The following is an 18,556-nucleotide window of genomic DNA, read 5'->3' as shown; positions in this document are numbered from 1 at the left end:
AACGACTCTCCTTCAGGGTGGCCTGATACCCACTGGACCCTGGCACAGGCTCAGGGTTCAACTAAGTTCAGGTACTGCCTACAGGCCCTGTTGCAGCACAGGGTCGTCCGGGTTCTGACGCTCCAGCTCGGCGAGCGATACTTGCACGTTCTGCAACTGGCCGGACTCTTTCCAGTACTGAATCAGCAGCACCCGTGCCCGGCGATTGGCTGGCTGCCGATTGAGCACGGTTTCCAGTTGCTTCTGGGCGGCGTCGAGCTGGTCCAGCTCATGCAGGGTGACCGCCAGGGTATAGCGGTAATCGGCGTTGTCCGGGTCCAGTTCGACGGCGCGGGACAGGGCCAGCAAGGCATACTCACGCTGTTCGTGGCGCTTCAGCCAAAGCCCTAGCTCATACTGCAGAAAGGCCGAGTCGGGGCTCAGCGCCAGGGCTTTGCCCAGCACCTGGCGGGAGGCGTCGTGGTGGCCCTGGCGCTCGAGCAGGCGTACCTGAGTCGCCAGGCCATCGAGGTTGCCGGGGGCAACCGCGAGCGCTCGCTGCAGGGCTACAGCGGCGTGCGTGTAGTCGTTTTCGTGCAGGTACAGGCGCGCCAGGTGCACTTGGGCCTCGGCATCTTCAGGCTGTTGCTCCAGGGCTTGCTGGTATTGCTCCAGGGCTGACTGCAGGGGGCCGAAATAGAGGCCGATGGCGTCGGGATCGAGGCCCAGCAGGGCATCCACGGCGGCAAAACGCACGCTTTGCTCACTGTCGTCCAGCAGCGGGCCGAGTACCAGGCTGCGCTGTGCTGGCGGTAACAGGCGGCGGATACTGGCAATGGCCGCTCGACGCACCAGCGGCTCGGCATGTTCCAGGTCCTGGCGGGCCAGTTTCAATGCCTGCGGCGAGGGGTAGTTGGGCAACTCGGCGTACAGCGCCGCACGGCGGATCGCAGGCAGGTCGTTACGTTGCAATTGCTGGTACAACACCCGTGCGGCACCGGGCTGACCGTCGTGGGCCTGGCGCAGCGCCTTGGCGTAGCTGTGTGCTGGCAAGGTCGGCGGGGTTGGCGGGGCGTCGCGCCACAGGTAGCCGAACAGGGCCGATACCAGAATCGACAACAGCAGGGCGATCAGGTAGCGGTTGCGTCTGGGCATCGGACGATCCGTGGCGGCGGGAAGGGCAGAGCTTGGGCCAGCCGGGGGGTAAATGCAACCGAACCGGGCACGCCGTTGGCCAGGCGCCAGGCCTGCGGTGGCATTCCATGCACTGCGTATTGGGGTGAATACGATGGCAAACATAAAAAAGCCCCGCGGGCCATGGCCTGCGGGGCAAACGGTTGGGGGAGGAGCCAACCAAAGGAGTCGTTGAGGCAGTGGAATCAGTGCGCGCTGGCCACCGTCTCCGGTTGCCAGCCGCCACCCAGGGCCTTGTAGATCGAGACGATGCCGCGATAAAGGTCGACTTCACCCTGGGCTTGTGCATCTTCAGCACTTAGCCGCTCACGTTCGGCATCGAGCAGTACCAGGTAGTCCACGGTACCTTCGCGATAGCGAATCGAGGCCAGTTCTGCAGCCTTGCGGCTGGCGTCGCTCTGGCGCATCAGCGACAGCAGACGCTGTTGGGTCTTGTCGTAATCGCTGAAGGCGTTGGCCGACTCTTCCAGTGCCAGCAGCACCTGCTGTTCGTAGTTGGCCAGTGCCCCTTCGGCATCGGCCTTGGCGCCGCGCAGGCGGGCCCGCACGCTGCCCAGGTCGAAGGCCGCCCAGGTAATGCTCGGGCCCAGTGCCCAGGCGTTGGCCGCCGACGAGCCGATCTGCGAGCCGCGGGCGGCGGTAAAGCCGAGGAAGCCACTGAGGCTGACGCGCGGGAACAGGTCGGCGGTGGCCACGCCAACGTTGGCGGTGGCGGCCGCCAGTTGGCGCTCGGCGCTGCGGATGTCCGGGCGGCGGCGCAACAGCTCAGCCGGGTCACCGACCGGCAGCGCCTTGGCGATGGCCGGCAGGGCCTTGGGCGACAGGTCTACGCTGAGCGCGTCAGGGCGCTGGCCGAGCAGGGTGGCGATGCGATGCCGCGCCCGTGCCTGTTCGGCTTGCAGTTGCGGCACGGTGGCTTCGACTCCGGCCAGGCGGGCATCGGCACGCACCACATCGAGGTCATTGCCCACGCCGGCATCGCGCAGGGTTTCGGTGATGGTGCGCGATTCCTGCTGGGTCTTGAGGTTGGCCAGGGCGATCTTCTCGCGCAATTGCGCGCCACGCAGCTGCCCATAAGCATCCACCAGCTCGGCGATCAGGCTGACCTGCAGCTGTTGCAGGTCGGCGGCGGCCACCGCTTCCTGGGCTTCGCTGGCTTCGATCTGGCGCTGGATGCGCCCGAACAGGTCAAGCTCCCAGGCCATGTCCAGGCCCAGGTCGTAGCGCTCGCTATTGACCCGCTCGGTGGTCTGGCCGGGGATCTGGCCTTTGCCGAGATCGCTGCTGGCACGGCTGGTGACCACCGGGAACGGGTCGTTTTCGGCGTCTTCGCGGATCGAGCGGGCAGACTTCAGGCGGGCGAAAGCCACGCGCAAGTCACGGTTGCCGTCCAGCGAAGCCTGCACCAGCTGGTTCAGCACCGGGTCGTCGAACTGCTTCCACCACAGGCTCTCGAAGCGGCTACGGTCGTAGGCCTTGGCCTGCACATCGCTGCCCAATTGTGCAGGTTCGGTGGCTGGCGCCTGGTAGTCCGGGCCTACCGCACAGGCCGCCAGGGCCACTGCCAGCAGGCTTGGGGTCAAGGGTTTGAGCAGGTTCATGCGTGGTTCTCCAGCACTTGAGCGTGTTCAGCCTTGCGGGCCTGGCGACGCTCGACGAAACGGCGGATCAGGAAGAAGAACACCGGGGTCAGGAACAGGCCGAACACCGTTACGCCGATCATCCCGGAGAACACCGCCACACCCATGGCATGGCGCATTTCCGAACCTGCGCCGGAGCTGAACACCAGGGGCACCACACCCATGATGAAGGCGATCGAGGTCATCAGGATCGGCCGCAGACGCAGGCGGCAGGCTTCCAGCACCGCAGCCAGCGGGTCGAGGCCCTTGGCCTGTTCGTCCTTGGCGAACTCGACGATCAGGATCGCGTTCTTGCACGCCAGGCCCACCAGTACGATCAGGCCGATCTGGGTGAAGATGTTGTTGTCGCCACCCGAGACGATCACACCGGTGATGGCCGACAGCAGGGTCATCGGCACGATCAGGATCACCGCCAGCGGCAGGCTCCAGCTTTCGTACTGGGCGGCCAGCACCAGGAACGCCAGCAGTACGCACAGCGGGAACACCAGCAATGCGGTATTGCCCGAGAGGATCTGCTGGTAGGTCAGGTCGGTCCACTCGAAGGTCATGCCGTTGGGCAGTTCCTCTTTCAGCAGCTTCTCGATCGCAGCTTCCGCCTGACCAGAGCTGTAGCCCGGGGCGGCAGCGCCGTTGATCTCGGCAGTGATGAAGCCGTTGTAGTGCATGACCCGGTCCGGCCCGGAGGTGTCGCTGACCTTGAGGAAGGTCGCCAGCGGGATCATCTCGCCAAGGTTGTTGCGCACTTTCAGTTGGCCGATCTGCTCGGCATCAAGGCGGAACTGCTGCTCGGCCTGGACGTTGACCTGGTAAGTGCGGCCAAAGCGGTTGAAGTCGTTGGTGTACAGCGAGCCCAGGTAAACCTGCAGGGTGTCGAAGATGTCGGTAATCGCCACACCGTGGGTCTTGGCCTTTTCCCGGTCGATGGCGGCATCGACTTGTGGCACGTTGACCTGGTAGCTGGTGAACAAACCTGCCAGCTCCGGGACGTTGTGGCTCTTGGCGATGATGTTCTGGGTTTCCTTGTACAGCGCTTCGTAACCCAGGTTGCCACGGTCTTCGATTTGCAGACGGAACCCGCCAATCGTGCCCAGGCCCTGTACCGGCGGCGGTGGGAAGATGGCGATGTAGGCGTCCTGGATGTCGGCGAACTGGGCATTCAGCGCGGCTGCGATGGCTGCCGCCGACTGGCTCGGGTCCTTGCGCTCATCGAATGGTTTGAGCGGGGTGAACACGATGCCGCTGTTGGGGCTGTTGGTGAAACCGTTGATCGACAGGCCCGGGAAGGCTACCGAGTCGGCCACGCCAGGCTGCTTCAGGGCGATTTCGCTCATGCGCTTGATCACCGCTTCGGTACGGTCGAGGCTGGCCGCGTCCGGCAGTTGGGCGAAGGCCACCAGGTACTGCTTGTCCTGGGCCGGCACGAAACCGGTCGGCGTGGACGAGAAGCCGAGGTAGGTCAGGCCCATCAGGCCGGCATACACGAACAGGGCGATGCCGCTGGAGCGGATGACCCGGCGCACGCCACCGACGTAGCTGTGGCTGGCCCGGTCGAAGAACCGGTTGAAAGGGGAGAACAGCCAGCTGCCCAGCAGCTTGTCGAGGAACCGCGAGAAACGGTCCTTGGGTGCGTGATGATCCTTGAGCAGCACCGCGGCCAAGGCTGGCGACAGGGTCAGCGAGTTGAACGCCGAAATGACGGTCGAGATGGCGATGGTCAGGGCGAACTGCTTGTAGAACTGCCCGGTAAGGCCGGAAATGAACGCTGCAGGTACGAACACCGCGCACAGCACCAGGGCGGTGGCGATGATCGGGCCGGTCACTTCGCTCATGGCCTTTTGCGTGGCTTCCAGCGGTTTCAGGCCCAGCCCGATATTACGTTCGACGTTCTCCACCACGACGATGGCATCGTCCACCACGATACCGATGGCGAGCACCAGCCCGAATAACGACAGCGCGTTAAGTGAAAAACCGAACAGGTGCATGACCGCGAAGGTACCGATCAGCGAGACCGGCACCGCCAGCAGCGGGATGATCGAGGCGCGCCAGGTCTGCAGGAACAGGATCACCACCAGCACCACCAGCACCAGGGCTTCGAACAGGGTGTGCACCACCGCTTCGATGGAGCCGCGCACGAAGATGGTCGGGTCATAGACGATGCTGTAGTCCATCCCTTCCGGGAAGTCCTTTTTCAGCTCGGCCATTTTCGCCCGCACTTCGTCGGAGATCTCGATGGCGTTGGAGCCTGGGCGCTGGAAAATCGGGATGGCCACCGCCGGCTGGTTGTTCAGCAGCGAGCGCAGGGCGTACTGGCTGGAGCCGAGTTCGACCCGGGCGATGTCTTTCAGGCGGGTGATCTCGCCATCGGCACCGGCGCGGATGATGATGTTTTCGAACTCTTCCTCGTTGACCAGACGGCCCTGGGTATTGATCGACAGCTGGAAGCTGGTCGAGCCTGGGGCAGGCGGCGCGCCGAGCTGGCCGGCGGCTACCTGGCGGTTCTGCTCGCGGATTGCCGCGACCACATCACTGGCCGTCAGGTTGCGCGAAGCGGTCTTGTTCGGGTCCAGCCAGACGCGCAGCGAGTAGTCGCCCATGCCAAACAGCTGCACGTCGCCTACGCCGCCCAGGCGCGCCAGCTCGTCCTTGATGTTGAGGATGGCGTAGTTGGACAGGTAGAGCATGTCGTAGCGGTTGTCCGGCGAGGTCAGGTGCACGACCATGGTCAGGTCAGGCGAGGCCTTGTCGACGGTGATACCGATACGGGTCACTTCCTCGGGCAGCTTGGGCTGGGTACGGGTCACGCGGTTCTGCACCTGCACCTGGGCGTTGTCCAGGTCGGTACCCAGGGCGAAGGTGATGGTCAGCGTCAGCTTGCCGTCCGCAGTGGACTGGGAGGACATGTACAGCATGTTCTCCACACCGGTAATGGCCTGCTCCAGCGGCGCGGCAACGGTTTCGCCGATGACCTTGGGGTTGGCGCCAGGGAAGTTGGCGCGCACCACCACGGTGGGCGGCACCACTTCGGGGTATTCGCTGATCGGCAGCTGGAACAGCGAGATGGAACCCGCGATGAGCAGCACCAGCGACAGCACCGCGGCGAAGATCGGCCGGGTAATGAAGAATTTCGAGAAGTTCATCGGTAGGGTCCCTTAACCGCGTGGCGCCTGGGCGCTGGCGACTTTCACGTTGTTGCCCGCCACCTTCGGCGCCGGGTTGCTGGCCTCCAGGGCCTGGCGCTGCTGGGCGAGGGCGGCGAGGGTTTGCTCGCTGGCCATCTGCGTTTCTTCCGGGGTTACCGGCGAACCAGGGCGCACGCGCTGCAGGCCCTTGACCACGATGCGGTCGTCCTTGCCCAGGCCGCTGCGCACGATGCGCAAGCCTTCCAGCTTTGGCCCCAGTTCCACGGCGCGATAGGTGGCTTTGTTGTCCTTGTCCATGACCAGCACAAACTTCTTGCCAAGGTCGGTGCCCACGGCTTCGTCGTTGATCAGCATGGCGTCGTACTGGGCGCTGCCGACCAGCTTCAGGCGCGCATACAGGCCCGGGGTGAACTGGCCGTTGCTGTTGTCGAATACCGCGCGGCCGCGGATGGTGCCGGTGCGCGGGTTGACCTGGTTGTCGACGAAGTTCATCTGGCCCAGGTGCGGGTTGCCGCTTTCGTTGGTCAGGCCCAGGTATACCGGGGTGCTCTGGCTACGCTGGCCTTCACGGGCCAGCTGGGTGTACTTGAGGTACACGCGCTCGTCGGCGTCGAAGTAGGCGTAGACCTTGTCGGTGGACACCACACTGGTCAGCGGGGTGACATCGGCGGTGACGATGTTGCCGGCGGTGAACTCGGCGCGGCTGACACGGCCACTGATGGGCGCGGTGACGCGGGTGAAGCTGAGGTTCAGGCGTGCCAGGTCGAGCTGGGCCTGGATCGCATCGACGCCGGCACGGGCTTCGGCGGCGGCACTGCTGCGCGATTCGGCCAGTTCGGCGGAGATGGCGTTGCTGTCACGCAGGCGCTCGCCACGGCGGGCTTCGTTGGCGCTGCGGATGGCGGTGGCCTTGGCCTGTTGCAGCTGGGCTTCAAGGCGGCGGACTTCAGCCTGGAACGGGCGCGGGTCGATCTGGAACAGCAGGTCGCCTTTCTTGACCTGGGCGCCTTCGGTGAAGGCGACCTGGTCGATCTGGCCGGAGACCCGCGGGCGCACTTCGACGGTTTCCGGGGCTTCGAGGCGGCCGGTGAACTCGTCCCATTCGGTGATCGGTTGTTCGATCACCTTGGCCACACTTACCTTCGGCGCGGCGGGAGCCTGCACAGCGTCGGGGGTTCGACCGCAAGCGCTGATCACCACCACTGCCATGGCAGCGAGGGGGAAGCGCAAGGGTTTGAGTGATTGTTCCATGGAGAACTCCGCCAATGTATTAGTAGTGGGCGGAGTGTGAGTGTGTTGCGCGCGAGGCACGAATCGAACGGGACGAAGGTTAATATCACGCTGAATGATAAGTGGGGATCAACTATCGATGGCTGCCAGGATTGGGCGCAGGGCACCGCCTGTGCGGGCACCACGTTACGCGAGAGCCTGGGCCTGGCCATTCAGTGAATACTTGAGGCCAGCTCGAAGATTGGCATGTACATGAGGATCACGATCAGGCCGATCAGCAGGCCGATGAAGGTCATCAGCAGCGGTTCGAACAGTTTGACGAACCATTCCACCCAACGGCCGATTTCCTGGTCATGGAAGTCGGCGCAGCGCTCCAGCATCTCGCCCAGGTTGCCAGACTGCTCGCCTGCGCGCAGCAGGCGCAGGGATACCGGCGTCACCAGGTGCCCGGCCGCCAGAGCATCGGAAAGCGGCAGCCCTTCGCCCACCCGCTGGCTGGCCTGCTCCAGGCCCTGCGCTGCTGCGTTGCCGAGCAGGCCGCGGGCCATGCCCATGGCGGTGAGGATGGGGATGCCGCCTTGCAGCAGAATGCCCAGCGAGCGATAGAAACGCGCCAGCTCGTACATCATCAGGCGCTGGTGCAGTGCGGGCAGGCGCCGCAGCTGGCAGGAGGCCCAGTACCGTACACGCGGGTGCCGGCGCAGCAGCCAAAGCGCCGCGACCCCACCGACGGTGCCCAGCGCCAGTGGCGCTTGCTGGGCATGCAGAAACAGGCCGACCTGCATCAGCACCCGTGACAGCCAGGGTAGCTCGGTGCCCATGCCTTCGAACACCTGGCTGAAACGCGGCACCACATAGCCGAGCAGGAACAGCACCACACCGCCTCCCACCAGCAACAGCAGTAACGGGTAGACCGAGGCACCCACCAGCTTCTGCCGGACCAGGTCCAGGCGCTGGCGATAGCTGATGTAGCGGGTGAGGGCGTCGCCCAGGGCACCGGTGCGTTCGCTGGACTGCACCAGCGCCACATACAACGGCGGGAATACCCGCGGTTGCTGGCCCAGCGCCTGGGACAGCGAGCGGCCCTCGTACAGCTGGCGCACCAGCTCGGCGAGCACCTTGCGCGCTGTCGCTGCCGGGCTTTTCTCCGCCAGGCTTTCCAGTGCGTCGATCAGCGGCAGGCCGGCATTGAGCAAGGTTGACAGTTCCTGGCTGAACAGCACCAGGTCGAATGCCGCTTCACGGCGCCAGGCCATGCCGCGCAGCGCGCCGCCGCTGCTGCTGCGCAGGCTGAGCACACGCAGGCCTTGGTCTTCGGCCTGGCGGCGGGCCTGGTCGGCGTCCTCGGCATCGATCTGCAACTGCACCACGCCCTGCCTACCCAGGGCCTTGAGGCTGTAGCGCATGGCCGCTCTCCTTACTGCCAACTGGTGATTTCGGCGTTTTCCCCATCACCACCCGGCTGGCCGTCCTTGCCCATCGACAGCAGGTCGTACTCACCGCCGTTCTCGCCGGGTTGCCGGTAGATGTAAGGGCGGCCCCACGGGTCTTGCGGCACGGCCTTCTGCAGGTACGGGCCGGTCCAGCGAGCCTCGCCACTGGGGGCGACCACCAGCGCCTGCAAGCCTTGTTCGCTGTTGGGGTAGTGGCCGACCTCCAGGCGATACAAGTCCAGGGCCTTGCTCAGCCCCTCGATCTGCGCCCGCGCTACCTTGGCCTCGGAGCGGCCGAGCTGACTGAAGTACTTGGGCGCGACGATGCCGGCCAGCAGGCCGAGTACTACCAGGACCACCAGGAGTTCAAGCAGAGTGAAGCCACGTTGCGGGTTGGTTCTGCGCTGCATGGTGAAACCCTCCACTGCATGGGGACAAGCGTTGACATGCACCATGCAACAGCCGTGCACGTCTGCCTCGGGGCCTTGCGCCATGCGGCACAGGAAGCGGCACAGTGCTTGCGTCGTGGTGACTGTCCTCGGGTTTTCCGGGGCATTTCCCCCACATCGGGGGCCACGACGAAGAGGCGACCGGCATGCGTGGACTCATTATCGGTTTGATCTGGCTGGCGGCAGGTGCTGCCCAGGCCGATGTGTACATCTCAATCGATGCCAAGGGTGGCTACGTACTGACCAATGTCCATCGACCAGGGCGACACTATGAGAAGGTGATCAGCGAGCCGCTGGCCCAGGGTGGGCCGGTCAACGCGCAGATGATCACCGGCCGCCCTTACGCCGAGGTTGTCGCCACGGCTGCGCGCCTCCACAACCTGCCGCCGGCGCTGCTGCACGCGGTGATCAAGGCCGAGTCCGGCTACAACCCCAAAGCCCGTTCGCGGGCGGGTGCAGTGGGGTTGATGCAACTGATGCCAGACACCGCACGCGAGATGGGGGTGCAAGACCGCCTGGACCCGGAAGACAATGTGCAGGGTGGGGCACGCTACCTCAAGCAGATGCTCACCCTGTTCGACAACGACATCACCTTGGCCGTGGCGGCCTACAACGCCGGCCCGGATGCTGTGCTGCGGCGTGGTGCCGTGCCGCCGTTTGCCGAGACACGGCGCTATGTGCCGACGGTGCTGCGGGAGTATCGAAAGTTGCAAGGGTTGACTGATGATTCGTCGTTGTAACAACTGGCGTGCAGCTCACGCATTCCCGCAGGGGGCCGCGCCACCCTCAGGCTGTTTCGGGTAGGTGAGGAGGGAATAAATACCCTTCGGCGGATGCCATCAATTTAATACTATGGTTTCCCCAAGTCTGGGCTATAACCTTCTGAAGGTGCCCAGCTGAGGAGTCCGTTATGGACGTCGCCCCTCGTTCCGTCACTCTTGAAGTGCCTGCCGGTAGCGAGCTGGCCGCCCCGCGCAAGCCATTCAACCTGCTGCGCTGGTATGCCTGGGTCAGTCTGGCCATCATTCTCTCGGTGGCTGCCGGGCTGGGGCTGATTTCCAGCCGTTTCATCATCGACGAGAGCGTCGAGCGTGATGCGTTACTCACCGCACAGTTCATCACCTCCATTGCCGATGCCGAAGTGCGCCATGTGTCGATCCCCAATGTGCGGACCATGGGCGAACTACTCGATCCGCGCACTGACCGCAATAACTTGCCCGACGTCGACCCGGAAGCCCGGCGCAAGGCCCGCGGCGAGTTCCTTGACCATATCGCTCACCTGCCCGATATGCTGCTGGCCAATATCTATGCTTTGGACCATACAGTGATCTGGTCCACCAACCCGGCACTGATCGGCAAGCTGATTGAAGGCGACGAAGACTTGAATCGGGCTTTCGAGTACAAGATGCGGGTTTCGGCCAGCTACCACAATTTCGAACAGGCCCGCTCCGAGCAGAAGTTCATCATCCCGCCCCGGCAGCTATTGATCGAGAACTATATTCCGCTGTTCGATGCCGATGGCGAGCAGGTCACAGCGATGGTCGAAATCTATAAAGAGCCCCATGACCTGATCGCACGCATCGAGCATGGCCTGGTCCTGATCTGGTTGGCCATCACCGTCGGCGCTGCACTGGTCTATATCGGCCTTTACGGCATCATGCACCGCGCTGCACGGCTGCTGGCGGTGCAGCAGAAACGCCTGATCAGCAGCGAAACCTACGTGGCACTGGGTGAGGTGTCTTCGGCGGTGGCCCATAGCCTGCGCAACCCGCTGGCCAGCATCCGCTCAAGTGCCGAACTGGCCCAGGCGTTCGACGAAGGCCCGGCGCAACGCCAGGTCAACGATATCATCAGCCAGGTCGATCGCATGTCGCAATGGATCCGCCAGATGCTGCAGTCACTGCGCCCGCTGAACGACGAGGTATTGGCAGTGGACTTGCCGCAGGCGTTGCAGGAAAGCCTGCAGACCTACGCTGTGCCGCTGGCGCGCAGCGGGGTAAGCCTGGACCTGCAACCGTTACCGGCCGTGCAGGTGTTGGGGCACCCGGTATTGCTGCGCCAGGTGTTCAGTAGCCTGATCGCCAATGCCCTGGAGTCGATGGAGCAGGGCGGGCGGTTGCGTATCGAGGTGGTACGGCACAACCGGCGCAGCCTGACTTTGCGCCTGTCCGACAATGGCAAGGGCATGAACGAAGAGCAGCAGCGTATGGCTTTTCGACCGTTCTTTACCACCAAACAGGGTGGGCTGGGGGTGGGGCTGGTGCTGGTGAAACGCATCATGGAACGTTTCGGCGGTACGGTCCGGCTCAGCAGCAGTGAAGGCCATGGCACAAGGGTTTCGTTAAGTTTCCGACTGGCGTGAATTCGTTAAATGACATCAAGATTGTTCAGTAAGATTTTGATATGAAAAGGATTTGTGTTTTTTGGGTGATAATCACCCAAATGTGGGGGTTGATCCTCTAATCGATCTTAAAAAGTTCTGGCAACCTACTGAAAAATAGAGTTTTTATTTTGTAATGTTTCTGCTGGCCAAGTTTTTGCAGCGAAGTTTGTGAAGCGCGACACGCGACAAATGGCAGCTGCGACTGCCCAGGTGGATTGCTACCCAGTGGCTGTTGCCATTGGCCTTGATGCAGTTCTGAACGTACGCCCTGCGCGGGAATCACGGGATGCAGATGCTGGAAGACGAAGTGCCCGACAAGGCCAATGCGACCGCCAGCGGACGGCCCGTACCCTTGCGTGAATTCAACCTGCTGCGCTGGTTTTCGGTGATCAGCCTGTTGATCATTACCGCGGTGGCAGGTGGGCTGGGTTACGTTTCGACGCGCTTCGTGGTGCGCGACAGCGTGGAGCGCGATGCCATGCTTACCGCGCAGTTCATTCAGGCAATGGCCCAGGCCGAAGTGCGGCATTCGCAATTGCCGCCTGGCACCACCATGGGCGAGTTGCTGGACCCGCGGCTGGACCTGCAGCACTTGCAGTTCACCCCGGCCTTGGCCGAATCGACCCGCGTCGAGTTCCTCGATCATGTCGAGCACCTGCCGGACACCTTGCTGGCCAACGTCTATGCCCGCGACCGCACCATTGTCTGGTCCACCAACGTAGAGCTGATTGGCAAGCGGATAGAAGTTGATGGCGATCTTGAGCGGGCCTTCCGCTCGCGCAAGGCGGTGTCGGCCAGTTATCACAAGGCCGCCGAGGATCGCGAAGAGCAGAAGTTCCAGCGCGCACCGCGTTACCTGTTCATCGAGAACTACATCCCGCTGTTCGACAGTCAGGGTGAGCAGGTACTGGCCATGGTGGAAATCTACAAGGAGCCGCAAGACCTCATCCGGCGCATCCAGCGCGGCTATGTGCTGATCTGGGCCTCGACACTGGTGGGTGGGGCGTTGATCTACTTCGGCCTGTTCTGGATCGTGCGCCGGGCGGCACATATGCTGCACCTGCAGCAGGACAGGCTGGTGGCAAGCGAAACCTACGTTGCGCTGGGTGAAATGTCGTCGGCAGTGGCTCACAGCATGCGTAACCCGCTGGCCAACATACGCTCCAGCGCCGAACTTGCCCAGGAAACCGCCAACGCTGCTGCGCAGAAGAACATCACTGACATCATCAGCCAGGTCGACCGCATGTCGCGCTGGGTGCGCGATCTGCTGGTGTCGTTGCGCCCGGCCAGTGACGAACCCGAGGCCGTGGACCTGGTGGCGGCCATCGAGGACACCCACCTGGCCTTCGCCCAGCAGATCGAACGCAACGGCGTGCGTTTCCATTTCGAAGGGCCTGACGTGCAGTGGGTGGTCAGCCAGCCGCTGCAGCTTACGCAGATTCTCAACAGCCTGTTTTCCAACGCCCTGGAGGCCATGCCCGCTGGCGGGATGCTCAATGCCCAGGTCAATGTGCAAGAAGGCGTGCGTGCCGAGTTCGTGCTGACCGACACCGGCAAAGGCATGAGCCAACAGCAGGAACGGATGGTGTTCAAACCGTTCTTCACGACCAAGCAGGGTGGCCTCGGTGTGGGCCTGGCCCTGGTCAAACGCATCATGGAACGTTTTGGCGGCTCGGTCAGCCTGAGCAGCCGCGAAGAGGAAGGAACCCGCGTCAGCCTTACATTCAATATTGCAGCGGGAGGGGAACATGGAGCAGAGCATCCTGGTCGTCGAGGATGATGAAATCCTTGCCGACAACATTCGCACCTACCTCAGCCTCAAGGGCTACGAAGTCATCGTGTGCCACAGCGCGGAGCTGGCGTTGGAGCAGATCAAGCGGGCGCAACCTGACGCGGTGCTGACCGACAACTCGTTGCCAGGCATGAGCGGGCACGACCTGCTGCGCACGCTGGTGGCCCAGGCGCCGGACCTGAAAGTGATCATGATGACCGGCTACGGCAATGTCGAAGATGCCGTGCAGGCGATGAAGGAGGGCGCCTTTCATTACCTGACCAAGCCGGTGGTACTGGCCGAGCTCAAACTGACCCTGGACAAGGCCCTGGCTACCGAGCGCATGGAGCGCACGCTGTCGTTCTACCAGGAGCGCGAGGCGCAGAAGTCCGGGTTGCAGGCTTTGATCGGCGAGTCGCCGGTGATGCTCACCCTCAAGCACACCCTGCGCCAGGTGCTCGATGCCGAGCGGCGCATGGCCAGTGACGACCTGCCACCGGTGCTGATCGAAGGCGAGACCGGTACTGGCAAGGAACTGGTGGCCCGTGCCCTGCATTTCGATGGTTCGCGCAGTAAAGGGCCTTTCATCGAGTTCAATTGCGCTTCGATCCCTGCCAACCTGCTTGAGGCCGAACTGTTTGGCCACGAGAAGGGCGCGTTCACCGATGCCAAGGAACGCCGGGTAGGCCTGGTGGAGGCTGCCGATGGCGGTACCTTGTTCCTTGACGAGATCGGCGAAATGGACCTGGTGCTGCAGGCCAAGCTGCTCAAGTTGCTGGAAGACCGCAGCATCCGCCGGATTGGTGCCGTGAAGGAACGCAAGGTGGATCTGCGGGTGATCAGCGCCACCAACTGTAACCTGGAGCAAATGGTGCAGCAGGGCAAATTCAGGCGTGACCTGTTCTTCCGCCTTCGCATTATCGCCCTGAAGGTGCCGCGCCTGTATTCGCGTGGGCAGGACATCCTGCTACTGGCGCGGCATTTCCTTGCCCACCATAGCCGGCGCTATGGCAAGCCGAACCTGCGCTTTTCGGCCGAGGCCGAAAGCCTGCTGCTCGGTTATAGCTGGCCTGGCAATGTGCGTGAATTGCGCAACATGCTGGAGCAGACGGTGTTGCTGGCGCCGAACGAGGTGGTGCAAGCGCATCAGTTGAACCTGTGCATGACCTTGGTTGACGAGCCGTTGGCGCAACAGCCGATGGCGGCCATGTTCGAAATGCCGCGGCACGAGCCAGAACCGGGGACAAGCCTGCCTGACATGGAGCGTGACCTTGTCTGCAAGACCCTGGACCGCACCGACTGGAACGTGACCAAGTCGGCGCGGATGCTTGGGTTGTCGCGGGATATGCTGCGTTACCGGATCGAAAAGCTGGGGCTGACCCGGCCTGACAAGCGTCAGTGGTAGTACAGGCCGTGTCGTCAGGGGTTACCTGTGCCTGAGCTGCCTTCTCCTTGCCGGCCGGTACCTTCCGACCCACTGCCCTCCATACCCGGCAGATCGCGGTTGTCATTCTGCTTGGCTGGCGGGCTTTGCGGTTCGTTGCCCTGTATGCGCGGGTCGGTGGCCCGCGGCAAGGGCTTCTCGATCGGGTTGAGGGTGCTGTCCACGCCGGGCTGTGGCGCCGTATTGTGCGGGTCGTCGGGGTAGGTCGGACCTGTGCCGACAGCAAAGGCCAGCGGCGAGGCGAGCAGGGCAATCGACAGGAAGATCGAGCGGGGCATGGCAGGCTCCTTTGCTGTACGGGTAAGGCTCATACTTCCCTTTGGCCTTACCCGGAACGTCAAGGTGCCATTACCCCGATCAACGGTCACACCACCAGCGACAGCAACATGATGAAAATGATGCCGACGATGGACAGGATCGTCTCCATCATGCTCCAGGTCTTGAAGGTTTCTGCCACGGTCATGTTGAAGTACTGCTTCACCAGCCAGAAACCGGCATCGTTCACATGCGACAGGATCAGCGAGCCGGCACCGGTGGCCAGTACCAACAGCTCACGGTTCACCCCCGGCACCAGGTCGATCACCGGTGCCACGATACCCGCGCCGGTGATGGTGGCGACCGTGGCGGAGCCGGTCGCGATGCGGATCACCGCCGCCACCAGCCATGCCAGCATGATCGGCGAAATTTCTGCCTGCACAGCCATCTGCCCGATCACGTTGCCTACGCCGGTATCCACCAGCATTTGCTTGAAGCCACCGCCAGCGCCGACGATCAGCACGATGGCGGCAGTCGGTGCCAGGCTCTGGTCGAGCATCTTCATGATCTGCTGGCGGTTGAAGCCGCGGGCCGAGCCGAAGGTGTAGAAGGCCAGTAACAGGGCGGCGAGCAGGGCGGTGATCGGGTGACCGATCAGGTCCATCCACTGGCGCACGATGTGCTCGGCAGGCAGCACCACGTCGGCGAACGTTTTCAGCAGCATCAACGCGACCGGCAGCAGTACAGTGATCAGGGTAATGCTGAAGCTTGGCAGGTTGCCCTGATCGGAGTCCTTGGCGATCTGGTCCATCAGCTCCTGGGACGGGTTGCCCGGGATGTAGCGGGAAATGAAGTTACCGAACAGAGGGCCGGCGATGATCGCGGTGGGCAGTGCGATGATCAGGCCGTAGAAGATGGTCTTGCCAATGTCAGCGTGGAAAATGCCGATCGCCAGCAAGGGGCCCGGGTGTGGTGGCACCAGACCGTGCACCACCGACAGGCCGGCCAGCAGCGGAATGCCGATTTTCACCAACGAGACGCCCGAGCGCCGGGCGACGATGAACACCAGGGGAATCAGCAGCACAAAGCCGATTTCGAAGAACAGCGGGATACCCACCAGGAAGGCGGCGAACATCATCGCCCAATGCACGTTCTTCTTGCCGAAGGCGCGGATGAGGGTTTGCGCGATCTGGTCGGCACCACCGGAGTCGGCCATCAGTTTGCCGAGCATGGTGCCCAGGGCGAGCACGATACCGACGAAGCCGAGTACGCCGCCAAAACCGTCCTGGAACGATTTCATGACCTTGGCCACCGGCATGCCGGAAGTCAGGCCCAGGAAGCCGGCCGCGAGGGTGAGGGCGACGAAGGGGTGAACCTTGAAGTGGGTGATCAGCAGGATCAGCCCGACGATGGTAACCAGCGCGTCGAGCAGCAGGAAGGTATCAGTAGCCAGTCCGAACATGGTTTGAAGGCCTCGGTCTTATCGTTGTTTTGGGCGTAGCTTTTTGGAGTCTTTGCCGCGTTTACGGGTTGGGGTAGCGCTGTCTTTGGTGAGACGGAAATGCCGCCGAGGTCAGGCGGTTTGCGCCAGGCCCGGCTCACCGCAGTGCTTTAGCCAGTGGTCCACCGCTTCGGCCAGTGCTTCGATCGGTTGGGTGGCGTCCAGTGCAAGTGTCAGTGGCTCGCCGCGTGGCGATTCCAGGGCCGCGAACTGGCTGTCGATGAGGCTGGCCGGCATGAAGTGCCCTGGGCGAGCCAGCACGCGTTTTTCGGCCTCGGCAGGCGACAGTTCGAGGAACACGAACACCAGCCCGGGCATGGCATCGCGCAGGGTGTCGCGGTAGCGGCGCTTGAGTGCCGAGCAGGTCAGGATCGGGCGTTCACCGGCCTGGGTGGTGGCTTGCAACTCTTCACCAAGGCGGACCAGCCAGCCGGCACGGTCGCTGTCGTCCAGCGGGATGCCAGCGCTCATCTTGCGGATGTTTTCGGCAGGGTGGAAAGCGTCGCCTTCGATCAGGCGGCCGCCGCTTCTGGCAGCGATGGCGGCGCCGATGCAGCTTTTGCCACAACCGGCTACGCCCATCACCACAATGGCGGACAGGGGAGAATTCATCAGTACCTCCTGCGGGTGAGATAGCGCTGTCTCGCCTATGACGAACAGCCACCTCCCCGGTGTTATTGGTCTTGTCCTTACGCAGTATGGACGCCTGGTGGCGAGCGCGTGGTGGCTGCTACCAAAGATTACATTGCCTGCATCCTGAGACAGCGCTACCTTAGTGGCCGTTCCCTCTCCTTGCAAGTAGTAAAATTACAACATTCATGTCCCGCACCGGCTCCCGAACTACAGGTCGTCCCACCCTGGCCGAAGTTGCCAGGCTTTCCGGGGTTTCCCCGATTACCGCTTCGCGCGCCTTGCGTGGGGTCAGCACCGTTGCGCCTGACCTGGTGGAAAAGGTCATCGCCGCAGCGGCGAACCTTGGCTATGTGGCCAACCCGGCCGCCCGGGCGCTGGCCTCGGCACGCAGCCAGTCGGTGGTGGTGTTGATCCCGTCGTTGTCCAACCAACTGTTCATCGACACCCTGGAGGCCATTCACGAGGTCATGCGCCCTCGTGGGCTAGAGGTGCTGATCGGCAACTATCATTACGACCTTGCCGAAGAAGAGAACCTGATCCGCAATTACCTGGCCTATCAGCCCTGCGGCATTTTGCTGACCGGCTTCGAGCGCAGCGATGCTGCCCGGCAGATGCTGGTTGCCAGCGGCGTGCCGTGTGTGCACATGATGGAGCTCAATGGCGAGCCAGGGGCTTTGTCGGTCGGCTTCTCGCAGCATCAGGCCGGGCGTGCTGCTGCACGGCACCTGATCGAGCGCGGGCGCAAGCGCCTTGCATTCATTGCCGCGCAACTGGACCCGAGGGTGATGCAGCGTGCCGAGGGTTTCCGTCAGGCTTTGGCAGAGGCTGGTTTGCAGGCTGCGGAGCTGGAGGTATTGGCCCCGGAGCCATCGTCGATTGCCCTGGGCAGTGTGCTGTTCAGCCAGCTGATGCAGCAGGCGCCGGATGTCGACGGTATCTTCTTCTGTAACGACGACCTGGCTCAGGGCGCGGTGCTGCAGGCCTTGCGTCAAGGGGTGGAGGTGCCACGCCAGGTGGCGATGGTCGGTTTCAACGATCTCCCGGCCTCGGCGCATATGGTGCCACGGCTGACCTCCATTCGCACACCGCGGGCTGCGGTGGGGCGGGGCGCGGCACAGGCGCTGCTGGCGTTGCTGGATGGGAAGCGGGTGACGAATGCGCAGCAGGATCTGGGCTTTGAGCTGATGGTGCGCGAGAGCACCTGAGAGCGACCGTCAAGGCGTCGGCGCGCCCTCAACACAGGCGCTGTAGATTTAGATTCTCTGTTGGCGGTCAAGTTTTTCTGAGGTGTTCCATGCCCGTTTGTGTCAGGGCGGCAAGGTGCCTGCCTTGGTTTTTACGGTGATGCGTAGATCGAGCGCCGCCCGCGCGGCGCATCGCGAGCAAGCTCGCTCCTACATTTGTTTCGGGCCGATTATTCCTGGGGCAGACGCGCACGTCCCGTTGGCGCTCACCTCGGTATCGTGGGGAACAAACAGGGCGGTCGCGTGCGCAGGCACAGGCG

General features: G+C 63.2%; 14 protein-coding genes. 5 read left to right on the top strand and 9 right to left on the bottom strand.

The window, feature by feature from the left end; all coding sequences use genetic code 11:
• Positions 1-78: 78 nt before the first annotated feature.
• The 6 genes from ACF8FB_RS08150 to gspG all read right to left on the bottom strand — a co-directional run bounded on the left by ACF8FB_RS08150 (position 79) and on the right by gspG (position 9,026).
• Positions 79-1,134, bottom strand: coding sequence for a tetratricopeptide repeat protein (locus ACF8FB_RS08150; RefSeq protein WP_392509731.1), 1,056 nt, complete (start codon positions 1,132-1,134; stop codon positions 79-81).
• Between the two features lie 224 nt (positions 1,135-1,358).
• Positions 1,359-2,774 (bottom strand): efflux transporter outer membrane subunit, encoded by a 1,416-nt coding sequence (locus tag ACF8FB_RS08145; RefSeq protein ID WP_392509730.1) that lies wholly within the window; start codon positions 2,772-2,774, stop codon positions 1,359-1,361.
• Positions 2,771-5,950, bottom strand: coding sequence for an efflux RND transporter permease subunit (locus tag ACF8FB_RS08140; protein ID WP_003253849.1), 3,180 nt, complete (start codon positions 5,948-5,950; stop codon positions 2,771-2,773). Before ACF8FB_RS08140 ends, ACF8FB_RS08145 begins: the two co-directional genes overlap by 4 nt.
• 12 nt (positions 5,951-5,962) lie before the next feature.
• Positions 5,963-7,204 (bottom strand): multidrug efflux RND transporter periplasmic adaptor subunit MexE, encoded by a 1,242-nt coding sequence (gene mexE, locus ACF8FB_RS08135; RefSeq protein WP_392511183.1) that lies wholly within the window; start codon positions 7,202-7,204, stop codon positions 5,963-5,965.
• 191 nt (positions 7,205-7,395) lie between these two features.
• Positions 7,396-8,589 (bottom strand): type II secretion system F family protein, encoded by a 1,194-nt coding sequence (locus tag ACF8FB_RS08130; protein WP_392509728.1) that lies wholly within the window; start codon positions 8,587-8,589, stop codon positions 7,396-7,398.
• An 11-nt stretch (positions 8,590-8,600) separates the two neighbouring features.
• A complete protein-coding gene (gene gspG / locus ACF8FB_RS08125) occupies positions 8,601-9,026 on the bottom strand; it encodes a type II secretion system major pseudopilin GspG (RefSeq protein WP_003253843.1) in 426 nt (141 codons plus the stop codon).
• Positions 9,027-9,211: 185 nt separating this feature from the next.
• Here gspG and ACF8FB_RS08120 point away from each other — a divergent pair, with 185 nt between their 5' ends.
• The 4 genes from ACF8FB_RS08120 to ACF8FB_RS08105 all read left to right on the top strand — a co-directional run bounded on the left by ACF8FB_RS08120 (position 9,212) and on the right by ACF8FB_RS08105 (position 14,624).
• Entirely contained in the window at positions 9,212-9,805 is a 594-nt protein-coding gene (locus ACF8FB_RS08120; protein WP_392509727.1) for a lytic transglycosylase domain-containing protein, read from the top strand.
• Positions 9,806-9,975: 170 nt separating this feature from the next.
• Entirely contained in the window at positions 9,976-11,427 is a 1,452-nt protein-coding gene (locus ACF8FB_RS08115; RefSeq protein WP_392509726.1) for a sensor histidine kinase, read from the top strand.
• A gap of 307 nt (positions 11,428-11,734) precedes the next feature.
• Positions 11,735-13,228, top strand: coding sequence for a sensor histidine kinase (locus tag ACF8FB_RS08110; RefSeq protein WP_392509725.1), 1,494 nt, complete (start codon positions 11,735-11,737; stop codon positions 13,226-13,228).
• Complete coding sequence (locus tag ACF8FB_RS08105) at positions 13,197-14,624, top strand: sigma-54-dependent transcriptional regulator (RefSeq protein WP_392509724.1); 1,428 nt, start codon at positions 13,197-13,199, stop codon at positions 14,622-14,624. Before ACF8FB_RS08110 ends, ACF8FB_RS08105 begins: the two co-directional genes overlap by 32 nt.
• A gap of 14 nt (positions 14,625-14,638) precedes the next feature.
• Here the strand turns inward: ACF8FB_RS08105 and ACF8FB_RS08100 are convergent, their stop codons facing one another.
• From ACF8FB_RS08100 to ACF8FB_RS08090, 3 genes are all read right to left on the bottom strand, one after another.
• Positions 14,639-14,941: a hypothetical protein gene (locus tag ACF8FB_RS08100; RefSeq protein WP_020192721.1), complete on the bottom strand. Its 303-nt coding sequence runs from the start codon at positions 14,939-14,941 to the stop codon at positions 14,639-14,641.
• A gap of 86 nt (positions 14,942-15,027) precedes the next feature.
• The gene (locus tag ACF8FB_RS08095; RefSeq protein WP_392511182.1) at positions 15,028-16,380 is read right to left on the bottom strand and encodes a GntP family permease; all 1,353 of its coding nucleotides are present in this window, start codon (positions 16,378-16,380) and stop codon (positions 15,028-15,030) included.
• Between the two features lie 111 nt (positions 16,381-16,491).
• A complete protein-coding gene (locus tag ACF8FB_RS08090) occupies positions 16,492-17,031 on the bottom strand; it encodes a gluconokinase (protein WP_010954284.1) in 540 nt (179 codons plus the stop codon).
• A 206-nt stretch (positions 17,032-17,237) separates the two neighbouring features.
• Between ACF8FB_RS08090 and ACF8FB_RS08085 the strand changes: the two genes are divergently transcribed.
• Positions 17,238-18,257, top strand: coding sequence for a LacI family DNA-binding transcriptional regulator (locus ACF8FB_RS08085; protein WP_010954283.1), 1,020 nt, complete (start codon positions 17,238-17,240; stop codon positions 18,255-18,257).
• Positions 18,258-18,556: the final 299 nt, after the last annotated feature.

It is taken from the genome of Pseudomonas sp. yb_2, from assembly GCF_043103905.1.
Taxonomy (GTDB): Bacteria; Pseudomonadota; Gammaproteobacteria; order Pseudomonadales; family Pseudomonadaceae; genus Aquipseudomonas; species Aquipseudomonas alloputida.
Note: the sequence above shows the minus strand (reverse complement) of the source record. Positions and strands in the feature narration are given on the sequence as shown.

What these genes read in the sequence shown, in the direction of transcription:
- ACF8FB_RS08150 (WP_392509731.1), bottom strand. Translation starts at nt 1,134, where the DNA reads ATGCCCAGACGCAACCGCTACCTGATCGCCCTGCTGTTGTCGATTCTG.
- ACF8FB_RS08145 (WP_392509730.1), bottom strand. Translation starts at nt 2,774, where the DNA reads ATGAACCTGCTCAAACCCTTGACCCCAAGCCTGCTGGCAGTGGCCCTG.
- ACF8FB_RS08140 (WP_003253849.1), bottom strand. Translation starts at nt 5,950, where the DNA reads ATGAACTTCTCGAAATTCTTCATTACCCGGCCGATCTTCGCCGCGGTG.
- mexE (WP_392511183.1), bottom strand. Translation starts at nt 7,204, where the DNA reads ATGGAACAATCACTCAAACCCTTGCGCTTCCCCCTCGCTGCCATGGCA.
- ACF8FB_RS08130 (WP_392509728.1), bottom strand. Translation starts at nt 8,589, where the DNA reads ATGCGCTACAGCCTCAAGGCCCTGGGTAGGCAGGGCGTGGTGCAGTTG.
- gspG (WP_003253843.1), bottom strand. Translation starts at nt 9,026, where the DNA reads ATGCAGCGCAGAACCAACCCGCAACGTGGCTTCACTCTGCTTGAACTC.
- ACF8FB_RS08120 (WP_392509727.1), top strand. Translation starts at nt 9,212, where the DNA reads ATGCGTGGACTCATTATCGGTTTGATCTGGCTGGCGGCAGGTGCTGCC.
- ACF8FB_RS08115 (WP_392509726.1), top strand. Translation starts at nt 9,976, where the DNA reads ATGGACGTCGCCCCTCGTTCCGTCACTCTTGAAGTGCCTGCCGGTAGC.
- ACF8FB_RS08110 (WP_392509725.1), top strand. Translation starts at nt 11,735, where the DNA reads ATGCAGATGCTGGAAGACGAAGTGCCCGACAAGGCCAATGCGACCGCC.
- ACF8FB_RS08105 (WP_392509724.1), top strand. Translation starts at nt 13,197, where the DNA reads ATGGAGCAGAGCATCCTGGTCGTCGAGGATGATGAAATCCTTGCCGAC.
- ACF8FB_RS08100 (WP_020192721.1), bottom strand. Translation starts at nt 14,941, where the DNA reads ATGCCCCGCTCGATCTTCCTGTCGATTGCCCTGCTCGCCTCGCCGCTG.
- ACF8FB_RS08095 (WP_392511182.1), bottom strand. Translation starts at nt 16,380, where the DNA reads ATGTTCGGACTGGCTACTGATACCTTCCTGCTGCTCGACGCGCTGGTT.
- ACF8FB_RS08090 (WP_010954284.1), bottom strand. Translation starts at nt 17,031, where the DNA reads ATGAATTCTCCCCTGTCCGCCATTGTGGTGATGGGCGTAGCCGGTTGT.
- ACF8FB_RS08085 (WP_010954283.1), top strand. Translation starts at nt 17,238, where the DNA reads ATGTCCCGCACCGGCTCCCGAACTACAGGTCGTCCCACCCTGGCCGAA.